23 protein-coding genes and 1 tRNA gene are annotated in these 23,311 nt (G+C 69.9%); 15 read left to right on the top strand and 9 right to left on the bottom strand.

The window, feature by feature from the left end; all coding sequences use genetic code 11:
• The first annotated feature begins 44 nt into the window (after nt 1-44).
• A complete protein-coding gene (locus ABD736_RS06485) occupies nt 45-1,895 on the top strand; it encodes an ABC-F family ATP-binding cassette domain-containing protein (RefSeq protein WP_344790925.1) in 1,851 nt (616 codons plus the stop codon).
• Here ABD736_RS06485 and ABD736_RS06480 read toward each other — a convergent pair.
• Genes ABD736_RS06480 through ABD736_RS06470 form a run of 3 tightly spaced genes read right to left on the bottom strand, consistent with a single transcriptional unit; the run spans nt 1,892 to nt 4,872 of the window.
• Nucleotides 1,892-2,641: a GNAT family N-acetyltransferase gene (locus tag ABD736_RS06480; protein WP_344790924.1), complete on the bottom strand. Its 750-nt coding sequence runs from the start codon at nt 2,639-2,641 to the stop codon at nt 1,892-1,894. The genes ABD736_RS06485 and ABD736_RS06480 overlap by 4 nt on opposite strands.
• Nucleotides 2,638-4,020, bottom strand: coding sequence for an MFS transporter (locus tag ABD736_RS06475; RefSeq protein WP_344790923.1), 1,383 nt, complete (start codon nt 4,018-4,020; stop codon nt 2,638-2,640). Before ABD736_RS06475 ends, ABD736_RS06480 begins: the two co-directional genes overlap by 4 nt.
• Nucleotides 4,021-4,872 (bottom strand): class I SAM-dependent methyltransferase, encoded by an 852-nt coding sequence (locus tag ABD736_RS06470; RefSeq protein WP_344790922.1) that lies wholly within the window; start codon nt 4,870-4,872, stop codon nt 4,021-4,023.
• Nucleotides 4,873-5,120: 248 nt separating this feature from the next.
• On the opposite strand from ABD736_RS06470, the gene ABD736_RS06465 reads away from it, so the two are divergent.
• On the top strand, nt 5,121-6,188 hold the full coding sequence (locus ABD736_RS06465) for a 3-deoxy-7-phosphoheptulonate synthase (RefSeq protein WP_344790921.1): 1,068 nt from the start codon (nt 5,121-5,123) through the stop codon (nt 6,186-6,188).
• A gap of 98 nt (nt 6,189-6,286) precedes the next feature.
• Here the strand turns inward: ABD736_RS06465 and ABD736_RS06460 are convergent, their stop codons facing one another.
• Nucleotides 6,287-7,669 carry an HNH endonuclease signature motif containing protein gene (locus ABD736_RS06460; protein WP_344790920.1) on the bottom strand — a complete coding sequence of 461 codons (1,383 nt, stop codon included), beginning with the start codon at nt 7,667-7,669 and terminating at the stop codon, nt 6,287-6,289.
• Nucleotides 7,670-7,791: 122 nt separating this feature from the next.
• The gene (locus ABD736_RS06455) at nt 7,792-8,292 is read right to left on the bottom strand and encodes a MarR family winged helix-turn-helix transcriptional regulator (RefSeq protein ID WP_344790919.1); all 501 of its coding nucleotides are present in this window, start codon (nt 8,290-8,292) and stop codon (nt 7,792-7,794) included.
• Nucleotides 8,293-8,335: 43 nt separating this feature from the next.
• On the opposite strand from ABD736_RS06455, the gene ABD736_RS06450 reads away from it, so the two are divergent.
• Nucleotides 8,336-8,410: transfer RNA gene (locus tag ABD736_RS06450), tRNA-Gln, on the top strand.
• Nucleotides 8,411-8,478: 68 nt separating this feature from the next.
• Here the strand turns inward: ABD736_RS06450 and ABD736_RS06445 are convergent.
• Entirely contained in the window at nt 8,479-9,822 is a 1,344-nt protein-coding gene (locus tag ABD736_RS06445) for a PP2C family protein-serine/threonine phosphatase (RefSeq protein ID WP_344790918.1), read from the bottom strand.
• Between the two features lie 206 nt (nt 9,823-10,028).
• Here ABD736_RS06445 and ABD736_RS06440 point away from each other — a divergent pair, with 206 nt between their 5' ends.
• On the top strand, nt 10,029-10,235 hold the full coding sequence (locus ABD736_RS06440) for a hypothetical protein (RefSeq protein WP_344790917.1): 207 nt from the start codon (nt 10,029-10,031) through the stop codon (nt 10,233-10,235).
• A 25-nt stretch (nt 10,236-10,260) separates the two neighbouring features.
• Here the strand turns inward: ABD736_RS06440 and ABD736_RS06435 are convergent, their stop codons facing one another.
• Together ABD736_RS06435 and ABD736_RS06430 are read right to left on the bottom strand one after the other, a co-directional pair.
• Nucleotides 10,261-10,671, bottom strand: coding sequence for an ATP-binding protein (locus ABD736_RS06435; RefSeq protein ID WP_344790916.1), 411 nt, complete (start codon nt 10,669-10,671; stop codon nt 10,261-10,263).
• A gap of 4 nt (nt 10,672-10,675) precedes the next feature.
• Complete coding sequence (locus tag ABD736_RS06430) at nt 10,676-11,008, bottom strand: STAS domain-containing protein (protein ID WP_344790915.1); 333 nt, start codon at nt 11,006-11,008, stop codon at nt 10,676-10,678.
• A 103-nt stretch (nt 11,009-11,111) separates the two neighbouring features.
• On the opposite strand from ABD736_RS06430, the gene ABD736_RS06425 reads away from it, so the two are divergent.
• From ABD736_RS06425 to ABD736_RS06375, 11 genes are all read left to right on the top strand, one after another.
• Complete coding sequence (locus ABD736_RS06425; protein WP_344790914.1) at nt 11,112-12,371, top strand: PP2C family protein-serine/threonine phosphatase; 1,260 nt, start codon at nt 11,112-11,114, stop codon at nt 12,369-12,371.
• A 79-nt stretch (nt 12,372-12,450) separates the two neighbouring features.
• Nucleotides 12,451-13,914, top strand: a complete 1,464-nt coding sequence (locus ABD736_RS06420; RefSeq protein WP_344790913.1) for an MFS transporter — start codon at nt 12,451-12,453, stop codon at nt 13,912-13,914.
• A 49-nt stretch (nt 13,915-13,963) separates the two neighbouring features.
• Nucleotides 13,964-14,434: an S-ribosylhomocysteine lyase gene (locus ABD736_RS06415; protein ID WP_344790912.1), complete on the top strand. Its 471-nt coding sequence runs from the start codon at nt 13,964-13,966 to the stop codon at nt 14,432-14,434.
• Entirely contained in the window at nt 14,431-15,129 is a 699-nt protein-coding gene (gene mtnN, locus ABD736_RS06410) for a 5'-methylthioadenosine/S-adenosylhomocysteine nucleosidase (protein WP_344790911.1), read from the top strand. The genes ABD736_RS06415 and mtnN overlap by 4 nt, the downstream gene beginning before the upstream one ends.
• Before the next feature lie 91 nt (nt 15,130-15,220).
• Nucleotides 15,221-15,724: a hypothetical protein gene (locus ABD736_RS06405; protein ID WP_344790910.1), complete on the top strand. Its 504-nt coding sequence runs from the start codon at nt 15,221-15,223 to the stop codon at nt 15,722-15,724.
• A gap of 22 nt (nt 15,725-15,746) precedes the next feature.
• Entirely contained in the window at nt 15,747-17,207 is a 1,461-nt protein-coding gene (glmU, locus tag ABD736_RS06400; protein ID WP_344790909.1) for a bifunctional UDP-N-acetylglucosamine diphosphorylase/glucosamine-1-phosphate N-acetyltransferase GlmU, read from the top strand.
• Entirely contained in the window at nt 17,204-18,199 is a 996-nt protein-coding gene (locus ABD736_RS06395) for a ribose-phosphate diphosphokinase (protein ID WP_344790908.1), read from the top strand. Before glmU ends, ABD736_RS06395 begins: the two co-directional genes overlap by 4 nt.
• Before the next feature lie 4 nt (nt 18,200-18,203).
• On the top strand, nt 18,204-19,526 hold the full coding sequence (locus ABD736_RS06390; protein ID WP_344790906.1) for a methyltransferase domain-containing protein: 1,323 nt from the start codon (nt 18,204-18,206) through the stop codon (nt 19,524-19,526).
• A 12-nt stretch (nt 19,527-19,538) separates the two neighbouring features.
• Nucleotides 19,539-19,901, top strand: coding sequence for a hypothetical protein (locus ABD736_RS06385; RefSeq protein WP_344790904.1), 363 nt, complete (start codon nt 19,539-19,541; stop codon nt 19,899-19,901).
• Nucleotides 19,902-19,977: 76 nt separating this feature from the next.
• Nucleotides 19,978-20,499, top strand: coding sequence for a hypothetical protein (locus ABD736_RS06380; protein ID WP_344790903.1), 522 nt, complete (start codon nt 19,978-19,980; stop codon nt 20,497-20,499).
• A 10-nt stretch (nt 20,500-20,509) separates the two neighbouring features.
• Nucleotides 20,510-21,766, top strand: a complete 1,257-nt coding sequence (locus tag ABD736_RS06375) for a chloride channel protein (RefSeq protein WP_344790902.1) — start codon at nt 20,510-20,512, stop codon at nt 21,764-21,766.
• A 76-nt stretch (nt 21,767-21,842) separates the two neighbouring features.
• Here ABD736_RS06375 and gndA read toward each other — a convergent pair whose 3' ends face one another.
• Nucleotides 21,843-23,306 (bottom strand): NADP-dependent phosphogluconate dehydrogenase, encoded by a 1,464-nt coding sequence (gene gndA / locus ABD736_RS06370; RefSeq protein WP_344790901.1) that lies wholly within the window; start codon nt 23,304-23,306, stop codon nt 21,843-21,845.
• Between the last annotated feature and the right edge of the window lie 5 nt (nt 23,307-23,311).

The raw sequence follows: 23,311 nt of genomic DNA, 5'->3' as shown, positions 1-23,311 counted from the left end.
CCCCCCAATTCAGAGGTAGGACGCGCTCGCCTAAGCTGGAAGGAATGGCCCATCTGCTCGGCGCCGAGTCGCTGCACCTCGAGTTTCCGACCCGCGTCGTCTTCGATTCCGTGACCCTCGGCTTGCAAGAGGGTGACCGCGTCGGCATCGTCGGCCGGAACGGCGACGGCAAGTCGACGCTGCTGCGGCTGCTCGCCGGCCGCATGGATCCGGACTCGGGCCGCGTCACGCGACGCCGCGATCTGCGCCTCGGTGTGCTCGACCAGGCGGACACGCTCGACCCGGAGCGCACGGTCGCCGAGACCATCGTCGGTGACGCGGCACACCACGAGTGGGCCGGTGACGCGCGCACGCGCGACGTGATCGCGGGGCTGGTCGGCGATATCGCGTGGGATGCCGCGATCTCGACGCTCTCGGGTGGGCAGCGCCGCCGCGTGGCGCTCGCCGCCCTGCTCGTCGGCGACTGGGACGTCATCTTCCTCGACGAGCCCACCAACCACCTCGATGTCGAGGGCATCGCCTGGCTCGCCGGCCACCTCAAGACGCGCTGGGCGGCCGGCGCAGGGGCTCTCGTCGTCGTGACGCACGACCGCTGGTTCCTCGACGAGGTGTGCACGATGACGTGGGAGGTGCACGACCGCATCGTCGAGCCCTTCGAGGGCGGCTACGCGGCCTACATCCTGCAGCGGGTCGAGCGCGACCGCATGGCTGCGGCCACCGAGGCGCGGCGCCAGAACCTCGCCCGCAAGGAGCTCGCCTGGCTGCGTCGCGGAGCACCGGCTCGCACGTCGAAGCCGAAGTTCCGCATCGACGCGGCGAACGCGCTCATCGCCGACGTGCCCGAGGTGCGCGACCCCGTCTCGCTGCAGCGGCTCGCGGTGTCGCGTCTCGGGAAGGACGTCGTCGACCTGCTCGACGTGTCGGTCGAATTCGACCGGCCCGTCCTGCGCGACATCACCTGGCGCATCGCCCCGGGCGAGCGCACCGGGATCCTCGGTGTCAACGGCGCGGGTAAGTCGACGCTGCTCGGGCTCGTCGCCGGCACCGTCGCCCCGACGTCGGGCCGCGTCAAGCGCGGCAAGACGGTCAAGGTGGCGACGCTCACGCAGCGCCTCGACGAGCTCGACGAGGTGCTCGACCAGCCGGTGCGTACGGTGATCGCGGGCCTGCGCACCAGCTACACCATCGGCTCGGGGTCGAAGGCGCAGGAGCTGACTCCCGGTCAGCTGCTCGAGCGCCTCGGCTTCTCGAGCGCGCAGCTGTCGACGCCTGTCAAAGATCTCTCGGGTGGCCAGAAGCGCCGCCTGCAGCTGCTGCTGATCCTGCTCGACGAGCCGAACGTGCTGATCCTCGACGAGCCGACGAACGATCTCGACACCGACATGCTCGCCGCGATCGAGGACCTGCTCGACTCGTGGCCGGGCACCCTGATCGTCGTCTCGCACGACCGCTATCTGCTCGAGCGGGTGACCGACCAGCAGTTCGCGATCCTGAACGGTCACCTGCGCCAGCTGCCCCGTGGCGTGGACGAGTACCTCGAACTGCGCAGGGCACAGCAGGCGACGGATGCCTCGGCCGCGGCGCGGGGCAGCACGCCGGTCGCCGCTTCCGTGGGTCGACTCGAGCGCGGCGAGAATGGAGACCGCGCCCCGCAGGCGGCTCCCGGCCTCACCGGCGCCGAGCGCCGCAACGCCGAGAAAGAGGTCGCCTCGATCGACCGTCGCATCGGGCGACTGCAGGGCGAGATCGCCGCGGCGCACGATCGGCTCGCGGCGCACGACCAGTCCGACTACGTGGGTCTCGGCGCCCTGACCGACGAGCTGCGCGCGCTCGAGACCGAGCTCGCCGACCTCGAGACCCGCTGGCTCGAGCTCTCAGAGCAGCTCGAGGGCTAGGCGCCCACGAGGTACTCGTAGCGATCGACCTCGGCGAAGCCGAGCCGCGAGTACAGGGCGAGAGCGCCGTCGTTGCGGGCGACGACCTGCAGCCAGGCATCCGTCACGCCTCGCTCGGCGCCGGCCGCGAGCAGCGCGCGCGTGACCCGCTCGCCGTAGCCGCGGCGCCGGAACTCGGGCAGCGTCGCGACGCAGTACAGGCCGCCCCAGGTGTCGACCAGCGCGAGTCGCGCGACTGACGCGACGGCCCCGTCGACGCGCAGCGACGCGTAGAGGGCGGGAACGCCGGTGACGATCTGCCGCGCGATCTCGAGCTCGGCGGCACCACCGCGCCCGTCGACCGCCCACCATGCGCCGAGCCAGTCGTCGTCGGGCGCTCTCGTGATCGCGATGTCGATGTCGCGTGGCTGATCGGCGAGCGATGCGAGGGATGCCGCGAGCACCAGCGTCTCGTCGACGAGGCGGTACCCGCGCCCGACCAGCGCGGCCCTCACGGCGGCCTCGGCCCCGGCGAGCTGGAAGATCGGCGGCAGAGCACGCTCGCGATAGGCACGCTCGACGGCCGCGAGGGCGTCGGGTGAGGCATCCGCTGCGCACCCCGCCGACCATGCGGAGTTCGCGCGCTTCGTCACACCGCCGGCCGTGCGCACCTGCCAACCCGCGACGCCCGCGCGCTCGAGCGTGGGCCACCCCGTGTCGGCGAGCGCGGCGAAGTCGATGGCGGAGAGTTCGGTGACCGGGTTCACGACTCCACTCTTCCAGGCCGCAGCGAGCCCACGGTGAGCCAGGTGACGACCACGGCGAGGCCGGCGAGCACCGCGAAGCCGACGGCGAGCGTCGGGACGGCGTGCGCGCCCGACGAGGTGGCGAGCGAGTAACTGCCGCCGGTGAGCAGTGACCCGACGGTGACCGACCCGGTCTCGGCGAACGCTACGGCGCTGGCGATGACGGCGACGCGCGTCGGCTCCAAGGCGTTGAAGTTCGCGGCCGACTGCACGGTGTAGGCCATGCCCATGCCGATACCGACCAGTGCGCCCGCGCCGAGGGCGAGCGGCACCCCGACGCGCGCCGACCCCGACAGCACCGCGGCCGCCATCGCGACCATTCCAAGCCCGACCAGCACGACGCCGATCGGCGCCCGCCCGAACACCCGCGAGCTCTCGCGCACCGGAACCAGCCCGAGCAGCGACCAGCAGACGCCCGCGACCCCGACGACCAGGCCGCCCGCGAGCACCGAGCCGCCGAGCCCGGTCACGACCGACAGCGGCATGACCGACTCCGCGGCGAAGTAGATGACGCACGACCCGAAGAAGGCCGCGATCGTCACGACCCGGCGCCGAGAGCCGCCCGACGCGTGCACGATCAGCACGAACGAGAGCGCGATCGCGCCGCCCAGGCCGATGGCGTAGCCCGCCCACGCGAGTGCGCCGTGCCCCGACGATGCCCACGAGGCGAGCGCGAAGGCGACGACCGCGCCGAAGCCGATCAGCGGACTGAGCCGTGCGCCCCCCTCCTGCCGCGGGATGATCGCGACCGAGCGCCACATCAGCAGCCGGCCGCCGATCACGAGCGCGGCCGGCCAGACCATCGCCCAGCGCCACCCCGCCGCAGACGCGATGCCGGCGTTCACCAGCGGCCCGACGAGCGACGGCACGAGCCACATGAAGGCGAACAGCCCGAACACGCGCGGCCGCAGCGCGTCTTCGTACAGCGAGCCGAGAGCGGCGTACCCCAGTCCGGCGATGATGCCGGTGCTGAGACCCCTGATGACGTTCGCGACGAGCACCCACACCATCGCGGGTGCCAGCGCGGACAGCGCCGCTCCGATCACGAACAGCACCGTGGCGACGCCGATGGCGTTCGAGAAGCCGAGGCGCACCGTGAGGCCCGGGCCGAGCGCGAGAACGAAGAGCGATGAGAGCGTGGCGGCCGCGAGCGTTGCGCCATAGAGTGCGGAGCCGCCCAGATCGGATGCCGCGAGCGGCAGCACCGTCGAATAGGCGATGCCCTGCACCGCGCCGCCGAACTCGCTGATCAGCAGGGCGATGAGCAGCCGCCCACGCGGCCCGGCGAACACGGTGCGCAGCGTCGCGGTGGGCGGCTGTGCGGCCGAGGTATCACTCACTCAGTCGAGGCTACTGGCAGCCGGGTCAGGCGCTGCGGCGCGCGTCGGTGCCGGGCTCGACCGTCGGGACCTCGCGCGTCTGGTCGAAGAGGTGTGAGAGCTCGTCGATGTCGTCGCGGTCGAGCACAGGGGCGTCGTCCGCGTGCTCGAAGGATGCCCGGCTGCCGTCGCCCTCCCCGAAGTCGCCGCCGTCATCGCGGCGAGGTCGACCTCGCCGGCGGCGACCTCGACCGGCTTCGACCACCTGAGGCGGTACCGCCGGAGCAGCCCGCGATGCAGTTCCGCCCCTGGCAGCAGCTCGGCGGCGGCATCCATCACGTCTGCGTACGAATAGGTGGGTGCGACGGATTGCTCCGAGACGAACTCGGGGCGATACATGCCGCGCCAGGTATAGAAAGTCTGGAGTGCCCAGGCGTACGGCACCGAGATCAGCTCGAGCGCGCGGTCGATCAGCGTGGTCGGCTCGGCCTCGCCGACGACGATCAGGGTGCCGCCTGGCTTCAGCAGCTCGACCACGCGTTCGAGGGTGGGAAGGAGCGGCAGCTCGTGCAGCACCGACACCATCGTGATGACGTCGTAACTGTCGGGCGTGAGGCCCCACTCGGTGCCGAACTCTGACACCGCGACATCCGTATTAGCGACCATGCGCAGCCGTTTGTGCGCCTCCGCGATCGCGGCGGCATCGCGGTCGATGCCGACCACCGAACGGGAGACCGCCGCGAGGCGCAGTGCGAGCAGCCCGTCACCACAGCCGACGTCGAGCACATCGCCGGCGTGTTCGGCGGCGATGCGTTGGATCCAGGGATGGTAGGCGGCGTCGCGGTTCCATTCGCCACCGACGTCAGCGGGCATGACCCCCATAGTGGTCACCCCGGCATGCAGAAACCAGGGGACACGCCGCAGACTCTGCGCGCGCCCTGCGTGATACTCTCAGCGGCATGAACCGTTTCTGGTACGTCTATGAGACCCCGGCTGAGGTGCCGGCGCTCTGACGAGACCAGAACCCCACCTTCAGCCAGGCAGAGACTTCGTTCTCTGCCATTCGTCTTTCTAGGCGTCGGGCTGAGGGCCTTCCGCCCGGAAGGAGAAGAGGAACGAGTATGTCGAACGACCTCGGTGCAGCCACCTTCGAGCCGCTGCCCACCCCCAACGAGCTCAAGGCAGAGCTGCCGATCAGTGCGGAGGCCTCCGCGCGCATCGCTCGGCACCGCGCCGAGATCGACGCGATCATGCAGGAGCAGGACGACCGCCTGCTCGTGGTCGTCGGCCCGTGCAGCGTGCACGACCCGGCGGCAGCGCTCGACTACGCGCGCAGACTGGCCCCGATCGCCGAGAAGCTCAAGGACGACATCCTCGTCGTCATGCGCGTGTACTTCGAGAAGCCGCGCTCGACCGGCGGGTGGAAGGGCCTCATCAACGACCCGCATCTGAACGGTACTCACGACATCGCGACGGGCTTGCGCATCGCGCGCAAGCTGCTGCTCGACATCGTCGAGCTGGGGATGCCTGTCGGCACCGAGTTCTTGGAGCCGGTCAGCCCCTCGTACATCTCCGACCTCGTCAGCTGGGGTGCGATCGGCGCGCGCACGACCGAGAGCCAGATCCATCGCCAGATGGCCTCTGGTCTCGGCATGCCGATCGGATTCAAGAATGCGACCGATGGCGACGTTCAGGTCGCGATCGACGGCGTGACTGTCGCTGCTCAGCAGCACACGACCTTCGGTATCGACGACGAGGGCCGCGCCGCCATCGTCACGACCCGTGGCAACAACGCGGGCCACATCATCCTGCGCGGTGGCCGGTTCGGGCCGAACTACGGAACGCACAACGTCATCTACTCGGCAAGGCTGCTCGCGCGTGCGGGTCTCAGTCCGCGCATCATCGTGGATGCGAGCCACGCGAACAGCGGCAAGAGCCACATCCGGCAGCTGGAAGTGGCGCACGAGCTCGCGGCGCAGATCGCGGATGGCGAGCCGATCGCGGGTGTCATGATCGAGAGCTTCATCGAGCCGGGTGCGCAGAAGCTGACCGATGCGGGTCTCGAGGGTCTCGAATACGGCAAGTCCATTACGGATGCCTGCATCGGGTGGGATGACACCGCGACGCTCCTCGGCGACCTGGCCGAGGCTGCGCGTCGTGCCGCTCGCCTCGAGCCGGTCGACGTGTAGCGGTCAGCCGCCGTCGCCACGGGCATCGCAGCTGACGTCACACCTGACCTCGGGCGGCGCCACCGGCCCGATTGTCCAGCTGTCGTCTCGGGGTGGGGCTAAGCGCCCGGTGCTGCCCCGGGTGGCGCCCCGGGTGATGCCGCGGCCCCGGGTGGCGCTCCCGCCTGGGCTCTGAGTCGTGCGGCGGTTCCGTTTCCGGCTGATGCCCAGTCGATGACCCGCCCGCCGTGGGCGTAACGCACCTCGGGGGTGCCGGTGATGATCCGGATGTGCCAGGGTCCGTGGTCGATTTCGTGGTGGTGGAACCAGCACAGGAGCACCCCGTTGTCGAGGTCGGTGTTGCCGCCGTCTTTGTAGCTGACGACGTGGTGGACCTCGCACCACTGCGCCGGGACCGTGCACCCCGGGATCAGGCACGTGCCCCCGTCCCGCAGGGCGATCGCGCGCCTTTGGCGGCGGGTGAACCCGCGCACGCTGCGCCCGAGCCGCAGGACTTCGCCGTCGTCGTCGAAGATCACCGTCTGGATCCCGCCCGCGCAGGCAGCCAGCTCGGCCTCAGCCACAGGCACGGGTTCGGGGGTGCCGGCGTAGAACGCCAACCCCTCACCCGAATGAAGCTCCTTCACCGTGGTGGAGATCCACACGGTGGGGTGGTCCCCGCCCATGTCCGGCGCCTCGGCCGAGCGGGCCTGGGCGGCGCAGATGTCCCGGAACAGGTCCGCCCGCTTCTGCCCGGCCGTGCGCGAGTCCTCTGGTGTGACCTCGTCGGCGGGGGTGAAGGTGACGGTCTTCTTCCCTTTCGGGTTGACGAACGCGTCGAAGACCCCGCGGATGACGGCGGCGTGCCCGGCTGGCAGCAGGCCGGACACCTTCGCCACCCCATCCACCGTGGGGCTGATCCAGAAGAACCGCTCCGCCATCGCCTTCGCCGCCTGGTCTTCGACGACCCGAACGTCCAACAGCGCGGCCTTCTCCGCCGCCTTGGCCTTCACCTCGTCGGCACCGGCCGTGGTGGCCAGCTCGACGAGCTCGGCCTCGACCTGGGCCACCTGAACGGCGTCGGCACGGCCGAGATCCTTCCCGGCGGCCTTCTGCAGCTCCGAGCTGATCGCCGCCGCCGCCTCCCGGCCGATCCGCCCGTCTAGAACCGCCTGCTCGACCGTGGGCAGCTTCTTGAGCTCGGTCGCCTGGGCGACCAGCTTCTGAGCCTCTTTGCCCGAGCTCTTCGTCAGACCCTGGATCGCCCCGGCGGCGGTCTTGAACCCCAACCGCCGCGCCAGAGAATCCGGCGACTCGGGGTCCGAGCGGTGCTGCACCTCCCCGGCCACAGCCAGCTCCACCGCATCAAGGTGACGGTGCACCGCGGCAAGATCCTCCGCCAGCCGCACCAGCTGCCCATCCGTCAAAGCCGAAGGGTCCACAGGCAGCACACCCGCCAGGCGCGCAAGCGCCCCGCACGCGGCAGACCCGACCTTCGACATAGAACAAGACTACGCCAAGCATCCGAAAATGGCTAGGAAACAATAGAATACTTATTCACAAGTGCAGGAAGCCCAGCGACTTCTCCACACCCAGCCGCACAGCCCCGGCATCCGTGCCCAGCTCACGGCCCGTCGAAATCGACCGTCAGCTTCCGCAACAGCGTGCCGAGCCGCGTCTGATCGTTCGCGCTGAGCCCCTTGAGGATGCCGGCCTCGGCGTCGACGAGACGCGTGATCGCGGCATCCACGTGGGTCAATCCCGATCGCGTCATCCGCACGAGAACGCCTCGGCCGTCGGCCGGGTCGCTCGAACGCTGCACGAAGCCGCGCTCGACGAGCCGGTCGATGCGGTTCGTCATCGTGCCGGACGAGACCAGGGTCTGCTGCAGCAGCGCCTTGGGGGAGAGCTGATAGGGGGCGCCTGCGCGGCGCAAGGCGGCGAGCACGTCGAACTCCCACGACTGCAGGCCGGAGCGGCTGAACGCCGCGCGCCGAGCCGTCTCGAGGTGGCGCGACAGCCGGTCGACGCGCGAGAGCACCTGCAGAGGTGTGAAGTCGAGATCGGGGCGCTCGCGCAGCCAGGCGTCGACGATGCGGTCGACTTCATCCTGGGGTGCGGGCATGCGGTCAGCCTACCCAGCCCGGGAATGCCAGACTGGTAACCGATCCGCGATGGTGTAACGGCAGCACGACGGCCTTTGGAGCCGTTAAGTCCTGGTTCGAATCCAGGTCGCGGAGCCACTCAGCGCTCACGCCGCCGACCGCGCCGCCCGCCGCCCCGGCGCCGCCGCTCGCGCGGCCCCCGCCGCCTACGCCGCGACGGCTGCCGCCCCGGCATCCCCGGCTGCCGCAGCCGGCTCGCGCTCGGCATCCAGCGGCTTGCGCTCGGCATCCAGCGGCTCGCGGTCGGCATCCAGCGGCTCGCGCCGCACGGCGACGACCGTGATGTCGTCATCGTGCGGAATCTGCGCGGCGAGCGCTGAGAACTTCGCCACGATCGCGTTCGGGTCCGAGTCCTCACGGCTGATCGCGTTCATTCCCTCGATCGCCTCGTCGACGCCGCTCCACAGGTCGAGCACGCCGTCGCTGACCGACACGAGTACGTCGCCGGGGTCGAGCCGGGTTGTCTTGGTGTGCCAGCGCTCGACCACCTGCAATCCGAGCGGAAGGTTCTGCGACGCGAGTCGGTCGACGGTGCCGTCCGCACGGAAGATGGCGCTCAGCCCGTGCCCCGCGTCGGCCCAGTGCAGCACCCCGTCGGTCGACAGCCGCGCATGGAAAAGCGTCGTGAACGTGATGTCGGAGACATCGCTGGCCACCTCGAGCCCGTCCGACGCGCGCTGCAGCGCCTCGGCAGGGTCGTCAACGGAATACGCGCTGCGCACCGACGCCCGCACGGCCGCGGCGATCAGGCCGGCACCGACGCCCTTGCCCATCACGTCGCCCAGCGTGATCGCGACGCCGCTTCCCGTGTCGTACCAGTCGAAGAAGTCGCCGCCGACGCTCGTGGCCGGCTGGCAGGTGCCGGCGACCGAGATGTCGTCGCCGATGGTCAGGTTCGCATCGGGCAGCAGCGAACGCTGCACGGCGGCCGCTCGCCCGATCTCTTCGAGCACCTGTCCCTCGTTCTGCTGCGCCAAGCGCACCCTGAGTCGCGAGCGAGCGGTGAGCGCGTTGACGGCCCCGCTCACGGTGCTGAACACGATCAGATACACGACAACCCGGGTGAGATCGGCGCTCGACAGGCCGCTGCCCGGGTCGAGCGCAAGCGGGGCGAGAATCACGAACATGCTGCCGACGACGCCGAAAACGACGTAGCGGCGCCCTTCTGAACCTGACACCCAGAACACCGGCAGCACGACGAGCGCGGTGAACACCGAGGCGGAGTCGCCGGTCGTCGTCCGCAGCAGAGCGATCGCGATGAAGTCGATGCCCGGCACGATGGTGAACAGCGCCGTCCCGAGGCGCGAGTGCACGGGGACGAACGCGAGTCCCGTCGCCACGGCCGCGATGGCCATGCCCACGACGAACGTCGGCATGCTCGTCACCGGGATCTCGGGGATCACCAGCCCGAATACCGCCGCGAGGGCGAAGATCACCGCGATCGGAGTCTGCCGCACGAGCGTGTTGCCGAGGAACGATGCGCGGTTCATATTGCATCGACAATACGGGCGCAGAGAGCGGGATGTCTGCCCCTTGCAGCACCGACGGGGGTGGCGCCCCCGCCGACCTCAGCGAAGGTTGAGCCGGTCTTGAGGATGCGTTGCGGACTCGGCGCGGATTGATGCCCGAAGCTGATGTCAGGCGAAGAAGAACCCCACCGCCTGATCGCTCAACGGGACCCGACCCCAGGAGAGACATGTGTTACCCGGTTAAGTGCGCCGAGTGCGCCAAGACGACGTGGGCCGGTGACGGCCAGCACATCGAGATGGTCCGTTCCAACGTCGAGGCTGGCCAGTGGTGCCCCGGCCACGCAAAGACCGAGAAGCCGCAGACCCGCCTGTTCGCACGCTTCTTCTCATCGTCGAAGCAGGCAGAGGCCCGCGCGGGCGAGCGCGTCGCGTAAGCGGGGGAGGGCCGCCCGGTGACGCTCAGGCGGCGGCGCGTGCCTTGCGGATCGTCCACAGGTTCGACGACCCCACGCGCTGATAGCCGAGCTCGTCCACTACGAGCTGCACGAGGGCGAGGCCCCGGCCGCTCTCGCTGAGCTCGTCCGGCATCTCGCACGCGGCCAGGTCGATGTCGCCGGCGCGGCCCGTGTCGCTGAGCAGAGCGCTGACGGATGCCTCGTCGACGATCATGCGCAGGCGGCAGGCGACGCCGGCCCCGGTGTCGGCGTGTTGCATGACGTTCGCGGCGAGTTCGACGAGCGCAAGTTCGAAGGCCAGACGCTCGTCGGCGGTGAGCGACGCGTCCCTGCTCCAGACGCCGTCGAGGAACTCGTGGACGATGTTCACGTCGGCCGGCGGCGCGGCGAAGTCGATGTGGTGCTCGGTCGTCATGCGCTCACGCCTCCAGCGCGGCGTGCGCCGAGGGGTACGGGCGCAGCAGCTGGATGAGGTTCGACACCTCGAGCACGGCGAGGATGTGCTTCGTCGGGCGCGAGATGCGCAGGTCTCCGTTCGCCCGGCGCGCGGCATTGAGGCATCCGATCAGCGAACCCAAGGCCGACGAGTCGATGAACTCGACCGCGTCGAGATCGACGGCGATGCGCACGCGGCCGGCCGAGATGATGCCCGTGATGAGCTCGCGCACGGCCGGCGCCGTCACCATGTTCACGCGACCCGCGAGCGTGATGACCGCCGCATCGTCGCCCACTTCTTCGACCGTGTGATCCACCCGCTGCTGCTCCTTCTGGCGCGCATCAGGCGCCCAACTGCCTATCGGCAGGCGTGGCGGAAGCGTCAGTGCCCGCGCAGAATCGCTCTATTCTCGCTGTGAGATGAAACTCAGCGTGGGCCTCCTCAACAACGCGGTCGTCAGGCAGCTGCCGATCGCCGTGATCTTCCTGATCGCCGCGTTCGTGGGCCTCGGGTTGCACGGGGTTCCGGTCACGAGCATGCCGCTGTTCGGGTGGAGCATGGTGCTGATGGCGGCCGCCACGGCACTCGCGGTGGTCGCGGCGCTGCGGCAGTCGATCAGGCCGCTGTTCGCGATCGTGCCGGCTATCGACTTCGTCGCGATCGCCTTCCTGCGCTCGGCGACGGGGCAGGGTGCGTCGGCGTTCACCGCGCTCATGGTGCTCGCGGTTCTCTGGCTGGGCAGCCTTTCCGGTCGGCGGCACATCTACTACGCCGTCATCGGCATCGTCATCATCCTTCTCGCGCCGCTGGTGCTCGTGCCCGGCACCACGCTGGACGCCCCCGCGCTCGTCCGGCTCGCGGTCACGATGATCGTCTACAGCGCGGCCGCCGTGGTGGTCAACGTCCTCGCCGAAGACGCCCGCCTCAGCGTGCAGCTCGCGCGCCGCGAGGAAGACGTCGTCCAGAGCGAGCTCGATCGTGCCGCCGACGTGCAGCGCTCGCTGCTGCCGACGAACACTGCCGTCGCCGATGGGGTCGACGTGGCCGGCGCGTGCCTGCCCGCGAAATCGGTCGGCGGTGATTTCTTCGACTGGTACGCCACCGACGACGGCATGGCGCTCACCCTGGGCGACGTCATGGGCAAGGGCGTCGGTGCCGGACTCATCGCCGCGGCCGTGCGGGCCGCGGTGCGCAGCGCGCACTCCGTCGACGACCCGTCCGAGGCGCTGCTGCGCGCGGCCGACGGCCTCGAGGTCGCCCGCGCCGCGAGCGATGTCACGTTCACGACGCTGTTCCACGCGCGGCTGTCGAACGACGGCGTGCTGCGCTGGGCCGACGCGGGGCACGGGCTGACGGCGATTCTGCGCGTCGACGGCACGGTCGAACGACTCGTCTCGCAGGACCTTCCGCTCGGCATCCAGGTCACCGACACGTGGAAGACGCGCACGACCCGGCTCGAGCCCTCAGAAGTGCTGGTGACGGTGAGCGACGGGGTGCTCGATCTGTTCGACGACACCGAGTCGACCATCGAGCGCGTGAGCGAGATCGCCCGCGGGAACACCGAGCCGGCGGCGATCGTCGCGGCGCTCACGGCGCTCGCGGAGCAGGTTCCGCACGACGATGACGTCACCATCGTCGCGGTGCGCCGCGAGCCGGTGCGCGAGCCGATTCCCGCCTGACCACCCACCGCGACGAGCGGATGCCCCGGCATCCGTCAACCCGGTTTAGGCCGTGCGCGCCGCAACCTAGCCTCGTTGCGTGGCTCTTCCCAAGAGAAATCCCGCGACGGAGTCCGAGCCCGACGAGCTGCCGAACAACCTGCGGTGGCGCGCGTTCTGGGTGTGCATCGCGGCCGGCGCGCTGACGATCCTCGACCTGTCCGGCGTGAACGTGGCGCTGCCCTCGATTCAGAAAGGCTTGAGCGCGTCATCCGCTCAGCTTCAGCTGGTCGTCGCCGGGTACGCGCTCGCGTTCGGGCTCGCGCTCGTGCCCGCGGGCCGCCTCGGTGACATGCGCTCGCGGCGCACCATGTTCCTGATCGGCCTGTCGGCCTTCGCGCTCGCCAGCGCGGCCTGCGCGCTCGTGCAGAGCGACGTGTGGCTGACCGTCACGCGGCTGCTGCAGGGAGCGGCGGCGGGGATGCTGATGCCGCAGGTGCTCGGACTGATCCAGCAGCTCTTCGGACCGCAGGATCGCCCGAAGGCCTTCGGTCTCTTCGGTGCGATGGTCGGCGTCGCGACGGCCCTCGGCCCGACGCTGTGCGGGTTGCTGATCGCCGCGGGCGGCGAGAGCGACGGCTGGCGCCTGCTCTTCTGGTTCAACGTGCCGTGCGGCGCGGCGGCGCTGATCTTCGCATGGCGCCTGCTGCCGGCGCGTCAGGGCGGCTCACCGGACACCGAGCTCGATTTCGTCGGCATCGGGCTGCTGGGCGCGGCCGTGTTCTGCCTGATGCTGCCGTTCCTGCTCACCTCGGGCGGTGAGGGCGACGATCCGCTGCGTTGGCTGTGGCTCATCGGCGGCGCTGTGTTCGCGACGGCGTTCCTGTGGTGGGAGCGCCGGTATGCCGCACGTGGCAAGTCACCCGTCGTGCACCTCGACCTGTTCCGCATGGCGTCGTACCGCAACGGGGCCGCGATCGCCGCGGTGTACTTCGCGGGAATGCCCGCGACCTTCCTCGTCACGACGCTGTACCTGCAGGAAGGGCTCGGGGCGGCACCGCTGCTCGCCGCGCTTGCGACGGTGCCCTTCGCCCTGAGCTCTGCAGTCGCGGCGTGGTACGGCGGCAAGCTCGTCGAGCGTTTCGGGCGCTCGCTCGTCGTCGTGGGCCTCGGGATCGTCGCGCTCGCGATCGCCGGGCTCGCGGCCGCGGCGACGCTGACGCCGCCGCACCTCAGCGAAGGGCCGATGGCCGGAGCGATGCTCGTGGGTGGCATCGGGGGAGGGCTCGTGATCTCGCCCAACCAGACGCTCACGCTCGCCGACGTGCCTCGGGAGGAGGGCTCGGTGGCGGGCTCGATCCAGCAGCTCGGACAGCGCCTCGGCACGGCCGTCGGCCTCGCGGCGATCAGCGCCGTGTTCTTCCGCGATGTGCGCTCCGGGCAGCACGCGCCGATCGCGGAGTACCACGAGGGCGTGCTTGCCGGCTTCGCGATCGCCTTCGGCCTGGTGCTGCTGACCCTCGTCATCGGCTTCGTCGACCTGCGTCAGCGGGTGAAGTCCTAGCTCACGTAACTCGCCAGCGCCACGGCGACCCGGCTGGAAGAATCGAGCCATGACCGATCCCCAGCGCATGAACGTCGAGTCGTTCAACCTCGACCACCGCACCGTCAAGGCGCCCTACGTCCGCCTCGCCGACCGCAAGGTGCTGCCCAAGGGCGACGTCATCGTGAAGTACGACGTCCGCTTCGCCCAGCCGAACGTCGGCCATCTCGACATGAAGACCGTGCACTCGGTCGAGCACCTGTTCGCCGAGAAGAGCCGCAACCACAGCGACGCCGTCGTCGACTTCTCGCCGATGGGCTGCCAGACCGGCTTCTACCTGATCCTCTCGGGCGAGCCCGCCTACGACGACGTGCTCGCGCTCATCGAGCAGACCCTCACCGACATCACGACGGCGACCGAGGTCCCCGCCGCGAACGAGGTGCAGTGCGGCTGGGGCGCGAACCACTCGCTCGAGGGCGCCCAGGCCGCCGCGCGCGAGTTCCTCTCCAAGCGCGCGGAGTGGAGCGAGGTCACCGCGTGACGGAAGCCCTCGCGCCGGCATCCGTCATCATCGTCGCTATGGAGGAAGAGGCCGCGCCCTTCCTCGACCGCGCCGATCGGGTCACAGAGGTCGCGACGAACGCGCACGCGGTGCGCCGTGATCTGCAGCTTGGCGACCGCACCGCGGTGCTGCTGCGCAGCGGCATCGGGTTCGCGAACGCGACCGCCGCGGCGGCCTACGCCTTCTACACGCTCGGCGCTGACGTGCCCGTCATCAGCGCGGGAACGGCGGGCGGGCTCGCGGCCGGCGTCGAGGTCGGCCATGTGATCGTCGGGTCGCGCTATGTGAATCTGAACGCGGATGCCACAGCCTTCGGCTACGTGCTTGGGCAGGTGCCCGGCATGCCGGCCGACTACGCGGCCGACGCGGTGCTCGCCGAGCGCGCGCTCGCCGCGGGCGGCGACCTGGCGGTGCAGCCGGGCGCCATCGGGTCGAGCGAGACCTTTGTCACGGCCACGCGCGCCCTCGGCCTGCGCGAGAGTTTTCCCGACATCGTCGCCGTCGACATGGAGACGGCGGCCCTCGCGCAGTTCGCGCACACCCACGGGCAGCGCTTCGTCTCGGTTCGCGCGATCAGCGACCTGTGCGCCCCTGACGGCACCGAGTTCCTGACGCACGTCGACGACGCGGCCGCGCGCTCCGCCGAGGTCGTGCTGGGGGTCGTCGCGGCCTGAAGTCGTCGCACAGCGATGGCCGCCGACATCGGCGTGGCCGGCGTGCGCAAGGGGCTGACGCGTATCGCATGCACGCGTACGGTGCACGACCATGAACACCATCGGATGGATCATCCTGATCGTCGTCATCGTGCTCGTCATCGCGGCGATCGTCATCATCGCCGCGACCGCGGGCCGACGCCGCAAGCGCGAGGTCGACCGTCGCCACGCCGAAGAGCTGCGAGAGGATGCCTCGCGCGCAGAGCTCGCGGCGCGCGAACGCGAAGCGAACTCGGCCCGTGCCGCCGCCGACGCGAAGCAGGCCGAAGTCGAGGCCGAGCGCCTGCGCCGCGAGGCAGACGAGCGCGAGCGTGCCGCAGCGGCCGCCCGTGACGAGCAGCAGGCGAAGCTCAGCCGCGCCGACGACGTCGACCCGGACGTGCGCACCGATCGCGACGGGAACCGGGTGGGCGACGCGCCCGCCGGTGAAGACCGCGGAGCGCACGCCGCACCGGTCATCGACGACGGGCGCGCGAACGACGGGGGCGTCGGCGACGGGAGCGTCGGCGACGGCCGGCTGGGTGACGGCCGCCCCGGCGACGGAGGCATCCGCTGACATCCGCCGGTAGCATCGAGGGGTGACCGACAGCCGCCTCGCCATCGTCGTCCTGGCAGCCGGGCAGGGTACGCGGATGAAGTCCGCGACCCCGAAGGTGCTCCACCAGCTCGCGGGGGTCACCCTGCTGGGCCATGTGCTGAACAGCGCGAAAGCGCTCGACGCAGAGCATCTGCTGGTCGTGGTCCGGCACGAACGCGACCGCGTCGCCGCCGAGGCGACCGGTGTGGCGGCATCCGCCCGCATCATCGACCAGGACGAGATTCCGGGCACCGGCCGCGCGGTTGAGCAGGCGGTAGCGGCGCTGCCGGAGGACTTCGACGGCGACGTTCTGATTCTCTCGGGCGACGTTCCGCTGCTCGACGCGGACACCCTGCGTCAACTCGTGGACGCGCACCGCGCCGCAGGCGACAGCGGAACGCTGCTGTCCACGATCGTCGACGACCCGACCGGTTACGGCCGCATCGTCCGCGACGCAGATGGCGCGCTCGCCCGCATCGTCGAGCACAAGGACGCGAGCCGGGTCGAGCGGGCGATCGACGAAATCAACGCGGGCGTCTATGTCTTCGGCGCCGCCGCGCTGCGCGACAAGCTGGCCGGCCTGAGCACCGCGAACGCGCAGGGCGAGAAGTATCTGACCGACGTGATCGCCGCGTTGCGCGCCGCGGGCATGGATGTCTCGGCGGTGCCGACCCCCGACAGCTGGAAGGTCGAGGGCATCAACGACCGCGCACAGCTCTCCGAGGCCGCCGCACGGCTGAACGCGCTGATTGTGCGCGGCTGGCAGCTCGCGGGCGTGACCGTCCAAGACCCCGCAACTACGTGGATCGACCTCGCGGTGAAGATCGAGCGTGACGCCACGATCCTGCCCGGCACTCACCTGAAGGGCGCAACCGCGATCGCCGAAGGCGCGACGGTCGGCCCCGACACGACCCTGGTCGACACCGAGGTGGGCGCGGGCGCCCACGTCAGGCGAACGGATGCCACGCTCGCCGTCATCGGAGCGGGAGCCGACGTCGGCCCGTTCTCGTTCCTACGGCCCGGCACCGTGATCGGGGCAGACGGCAAGGTCGGCGCCTTCGTCGAGGTCAAGAACTCGCAAATCGGCGACGGCGCGAAGGTGCCGCACCTGAGCTACATCGGCGACGCCGAGATCGGCGCAGGCACCAACATCGGCGCAGGCGGCATCACCGCCAACTACGACGGTGAGCACAAGCACCGCACCGTGATCGGTCCCGGTGTCAAGAGCGGCGCGCATACCGTCTTCGTCGCGCCGGTTAGAATCGGGGCCGGAGCCTATACAGGCGCCGGAACGACCATCCGTAGCGACGTTCCGGCGGGCGCACTCGCCTTGAACGTCTCTCCGCAGCGGAACCGAGAAGGTTGGGTTCACGCCAACCGCCCCGGTAGCGCGGCCGATCAGGCCGCGAGCGAAGCGCAGGCAGCAGCCGACGCGCAGAACGAAGAAGGGCTGGCCCGGTGACGGAATCTGTGACGCAATGGGGCATCAAGTCGGACGCGCGGCGTCGGCTGGTTCTGGTCTCGGGCCGGGCGCACCCCGAGCTCGCACAAGACGTCGCCGACGAGCTCGGCATCGAGCTGCTTCCCACAGACATCCGCACCTTCGCCGGCAGTGAGATCTACACGCGCTTCGAAGAGAGCGTGCGCGGCGCCGACATCTTCGTGATGCAGTCGCACACGCGGCCGATCAACGAGTGGCTCATGGAGCAGCTCATCATGGTCGACGCCGCCAAGCGGGCATCCGCCAAGCGCATCACCGTCGTCGCGCCCTACTACCCCTACGCCCGGCAGGACAAGAAGGGCCGCGGCCGCGAGCCGATCTCGGCCCGTCTCGTCGCCGACATGTTCAAGGTGGCCGGTGCCGACCGCATCATGTCGGTCGACCTGCACGCCGCGCAGATCCAGGGATTCTTCGACGGGCCCGTCGACCACCTGTTCGCGATGCCCGTGCTGCTCAAGCACTTCAAGGAGTCGCTCGACCCGGAGACCCTCACCGTCGTCTCGCCCGACATGGGGCGCGTGAAGGTGGCGGATGCCTGGAGCGACAAGCTCGGCGTGCCCCTCGCGATCATCCACAAGCGCCGCGACCCGAAGGTCCACAACGACGTCACCGTGCACGAGATCGTGGGCGATGTCCGCGGCCGCGTGTGTCTGCTCGTGGACGACCTCATCGACACCGGCCGCACGATCGTCAAGGCCGCAGAGGCGCTGAAGGAGAACGGCGCCATCGGCGTCGTCGTCGCCTCGACGCACGCCGTGTTCTCGGACCCGGCCGTCGACATCCTGCAGAGCGACTTCATCGACCAGGTCGTCGTCACCGACACGCTGCCGCTGCCGGTCGAGAAGCGCTGGGATCGCCTCACGGTCCTCTCGATCGCGCCGCTGCTCGCCCGCGCGATCCACGAGGTCTTCGACGACGGCTCGGTGACGAGCATGTTCGATGGGGCGGCATAGGCCCGTGGCCAACTCGACGGCGAAGCCGTCGAAGACAAGCACAGCGCCGCATAACCAGCTTCCGCTGGTCGACTCGCACGGCGGCTCGGTGGTCGACTCGCCGAGGGCGAATGGAGACCACCGCGTCTCGATCGCCCTTCCCTGCGGCTACTTCGACGCCGGCATCTGCCGCTCGTGCTCGCTGCTCGACGTCGCCTACGCAGACCAGCTGGCGGCGAAGCAGGCCCGCGCTCGCGAGCTGATCGACCCGTTCGCCGCTCCCCACAGGCAGAGCATCGACTGGCTCGCGCCTGCGGCGAGCGAGGTGGGCGGCTTCCGCACGAAGGCGAAGCTGGTGATCGGCGGTACGACGGATGCCCCCACCCTCGGCATCCTCGACACTGATCAGCACGGCGTCGATCTCGAAGGCTGCCCGATCGTGGCCCCGTCGATCCGCGGGGTGCTGCCGTCCCTCGCCGCTTTCATCACGACCGCACGGCTCGTTCCCTATGACATCCCTGCGCGCCGCGGAGAGCTGAAGTACCTGATCGTCACCGCGAACGCGCGCGGCGAGCTGATGCTGCGGTTCGTGCTGCGCTCGACGGAATCCATTGCGCGGATCCGCAAGCATCTGCCCACGCTGCGCGCCGAGCTGCCTCAGCTGCGCGTCGTCACCGTGAACCTGCTGCCTGAGCACAAGGCCGTGCTCGAGGGCGAGGAAGAGGTCGCCCTGACCGACGAGAACGCCCTCGAGCTGCCGTTCGACGACGTGACCCTGCGCCTGTTGCCGCGCAGCTTCGTGCAGACGAACAACGACATCGCCGCGCGTCTCTACGCGACGGGTGCCGCCTGGGCCGCCGAGTTCGAACCTGACACCGTGTGGGACCTCTACTGCGGTGTCGGCGGATTCGCCCTCCATCTCGCCCGCGCACTCGCCCCCCGCTGGTCGAGTAGCTCGCGCGAAGCCGAGCGTATCGAGACCCCTTCCCAGCGCGTGACCGGCGTCGAGCTCAGCGAAGACGCCGTCGCATCCGCGGCGATGGCCGCGGCATCCCTCGATCTCGATGCGATTTTCATTGCGGCGGATGCCACGCAGTGGGCGCGGCAACGGGAATCCGCGCCCGGTCTGGTCGTCGTGAACCCGCCCCGTCGCGGAATCGGCCCCGACCTCGCAGCCTGGCTCGAATCCAGCGGCGTGAACCACGTGCTCTACTCGAGCTGCAACGCGGAATCACTCGCGCGCGACCTCGCGGCGATGCCCACCCTCACACCGGTGCGTGCCCAGGTCTTCGACATGTTCCCGCACACCTCCCACTTCGAGACGCTGGTTCTGCTCGAGCGCGCCTGACAAGCTGGTGCGATGACCGTCCCTGCCGACTGGCTCGAGTTCCGTCGCTCCGACCGCGAGCTCGTCGGCTGGCTGCGGCCGGAGGGCGAGGGATGGGTGCCGGTGGATCTGCTCGGTCGCGATGCTGCAGCCGCGCCCCTCGATCTGGACCGCGCCGAGGCGGCGCTCGACGAGCTCGGCATCGGGTTCCTCGCCGATCGTTGGGAGATCGATCGCGATGGCGGCTGGGCGGCAGTGCGGATCTCCGAGGTGTCCGCCGACGGAATCGTGGTGGAGGACGACGAGTACGGATCGGCGAGTGCGGTCATGCCAGGTCGCCGTCGTGCCGTCTGGCACCTGCCATGGCCCGCACCGCCAACGCTCCGCCGTCGGTGACGCAGTCCCACTTCGAGGTACTGGCTCTGCGCCGGGTCAGCCAGTAACGTGAATCAGCTCACGAGGAAGGGCCGCTATGACGGATGCGACGGTGGCTCTCCACTACGAGTTCACCGCAGATGAGAACACCGCACGCGGCGCAGCGACCAGCTTGTTGAGAGTTCAGATCTTTCGACCGTTCGTGATCGTGGTGCTCGCCATTCTCGAACTCGCGGCGCTGTTCCCTCTTATCGGGTCGATCCTCGCTGAAGACGGTTTTGGTATCGCGGTCGGCGCATTCATGTTCTGCATACCGATTTTCGTCGTGTTATTGACCCGCGTGCTGCTGCTGCGCGCGACGAAGAAGCTATTCCCGAGCGGTGCCCGTTACGCGATGGGGTTCACGCCCGGAACCGCACGCATTGTGACGCCCCTCGGCGACTCGACGGTGCTCTTCGCCGCGTTCCGCACGCTTCGGCGTGTCGGCGACTTCGTCGTGGCACGTCAGGTCACTGGCGCATTCGTCATCCTTCCCGGACAGCTCATCCCCAACGACTGGTTCGAATACATCTCGTCGCGTCTGCAGGGCGGCCCCTGGCGGAGCGCTTTCACCCGCTAACGTCGAAGGCATGCCCGCCGCCGCCCGACGCATTGTGCGCCTCGCGCTCGTCATCCTGATCGTCGGGGTGCTCGTCGGTGTCATGGCGGGGCTCGTCACGCTGTTCTTTCGCGGCGTCGAGACGCTCGCGTTCGGCTTCTTCGAAGACCCGAGTCGCCCGGGGGCGGTCGGCGCGCCGGTCTGGCGCCGGTTCGTCTCGGTCATCGTCGCCTGCTGCATCGCCGCAGTCGTGTGGTGGCTGCTGCGCACGCGGGCACGCGCGGTTCCGAGTGTGCAGAAGGCGGTCACGGGGTCGCAGATGCCGTGGTGGCAGACGATCGTGCACGCCGCGCTGCAGGTCTTCATCGTCGGCGCCGGCGCGCCGGTCGGCCGCGAGGTCGCCCCGCGCGAGCTCGGTGCCCTGATCGGCCAGAGTTTCAGCCGCCTCTTCGGCCTCGACCCGCGCGAGCGCACCCTCATCGTCGCCGCGGCGGCCGGGGCCGGCCTCGCCGGGGTCTACGACGTGCCGTTGGCCGGAGCGCTGTTCACCGTCGAGATCCTGCTGGCCGAGCTGTCGCTCGAGGCGATCGGCCTCGCGCTCGGCGCTTCTGCGCTCGCCGCCGCCGTCGCGAGCATCGTCGAAGGCGGCCACGCCTTCTACGCGGTGCACGGCGCGGAAAGCTCCTGGTCGCTCGCCGCCTTCGCCCTGATCTTCGGCCCGCTGTTCGGCTTCCTCGGATACTGGTTCGCGCACTGGACGGCGTGGGCCGAGCGCCGCAAGCCGGCCGGTCTTCCCATCCTGTGGCTGCTGCCTGCGGCATCCGTCGTCGTCGCCATCGTCAGCATCTGGGTGCCGCAGATCATGGGCAACGGGCGCGCGCTCGGCCAGTTCGCGTTCAACACGACGGACTGGACGGCTCTCGGTGTGCTGGTGATCGGATTCGCCGCCAAGTCGGTCCTGACGCTGCTGACCATCCGCTCGGGCGCGGCAGGCGGCGTGCTGCAGCCGGCGATCGCGCTGGGCGCGGCTGCAGGTGCTGCGATCGGCATCGGCTGGGCGCTCCTCTGGCCCGGGTCGTCGGTCGCGGCGTTCGCGATCATCGGGGGAGCGGCGCTGCTCGCCTCGAGTCAGAAGGCGCCCCTCATGGCGCTCGCGATCGTGTTCGAGCTGACCGATGCCTCACCCGAGTTCCTCGCCCCTCTGGGCATCGCGGTCGCAGGCTCGGTACTGATGCGCCGCCTGCTTGAGCACCGCGAGGACCGGAACCAGAAGGTCCTCGACCTCTAACCGCGAGTACGCAGTACTCGCGCGGAACCCGAAGGTTTAGGCGCGAGTACTGCGTACTCGATGCGTTAGCCGCAGGTCAGTGCCAGCTCGGCTCGGTCTCGATCTCGCTGCGGTCGCCCGACCACAGGGTGTGGAAGATGCCGTCCTTGTCGACGCGCTTGTAGGTGTGCGCGCCGAAGAAGTCGCGCTGGCCTTGCACGAGGGCGGCCGGCAGGCGCTCGGCGCGCAGGCCGTCGTAGTACGCGAGCGAGGACGAGAACGCAGGGCTGGGGATGCCTGCCTCGGCGGCCGACACGACGACGCGGCGCCAGGCCCCCTGCGCGTTCGTGACCGCGTCGCGGAAGTACGGCGCGAGCACGAGCGCGACGAGGTTGTCGTCTTCGGCGTATGCCTCGGTGATGCGGCCGAGGAAGCGCGCGCGGATGATGCAGCCCGCGCGCCAGATCTTCGCGATCTCGCCCTTCTTGATGTCCCACCCGAACTGCTCGGCGCCGGCGATGATCTCGTCGAAGCCCTGCGAGTAGGCGATGATCTTCGAGGCGTAGAGCGCCTGGCGCACGTCTTCGATGAAGGCGTCGGGGTCGCTCGGCTTCCAGTCCTCGCTGTCGGGGCCGGGCAGCACGCCGGCGGCCGCCGCGCGCTGCGCCGCCTTCGACGACAGCGAGCGGGCGAACACGGCCTCGGCGATGCCGGAGACGGGGACGCCCAGGTCGAGCGCGTTCTGCACGGTCCACGCGCCGGTTCCCTTGGCGCCCGCCGCGTCGAGGATGACGTCGACCAGCGGCTTGCCGGTCTCTGCGTCGGTCTGGCGCAGCACCTCTGCGGTGATCTCGATCAGGTACGACTCGAGGTCGCCCTTGTTCCACTCGTCGAAGATGTCGGCGATCTCGGCGGGGGTCTTGCCCGTGCCGCGGCGGATCAGGTCGTAGGCCTCGGCGATGAGCTGCATGTCGGCGTACTCGATGCCGTTGTGGACCATCTTGACGAAGTGGCCGGCGCCGTCGGTGCCGACGTGGGTCACGCACGGCTCGCCGTCTTCGGCGCGCGCTGCGATCGACGCGAGGATCGGGCCGAGCGTCTCGTAGGACTCGACCGAGCCGCCGGGCATGATCGACGGGCCGTTGAGCGCGCCCTCTTCGCCGCCCGAGATGCCGGTGCCGACGAAGTGGATGCCGGTCTCGCGGATGGCCTGCTCGCGGCGGATCGTGTCGTGGAAGTTCGCGTTGCCGCCGTCGACGATGATGTCGCCGGGCTCGAACACCTTCGTCAGCTCTTCGATGACGGCATCCGTGCCCTTGCCGGCCTGCACCATGATGATCGCGGTGCGCGGCTTCGAGAGCGACGCCGCGAACTCCTCGTAGTCGTGGGCGGCGACGAAGCCGGCCTCGGGGTGCTCGGTGATCAGCGTCTCGGTGCGCTCCCACGAACGGTTGAACACCGCGACGGTGTTCCCCTCACGAGAGGCCAGGTTGCGCGCGAGGTTCGATCCCATCACCGCAAGGCCGACGACACCGATATTTGCCACGGACTGCTCTGTCATGGCGC

The sequence above is a fragment of the Gryllotalpicola daejeonensis genome, from assembly GCF_039538145.1.
Taxonomy (GTDB): Bacteria; Actinomycetota; Actinomycetes; order Actinomycetales; family Microbacteriaceae; genus Gryllotalpicola; species Gryllotalpicola daejeonensis.
This window is presented reverse-complemented; position numbering and strand designations above follow the sequence as displayed.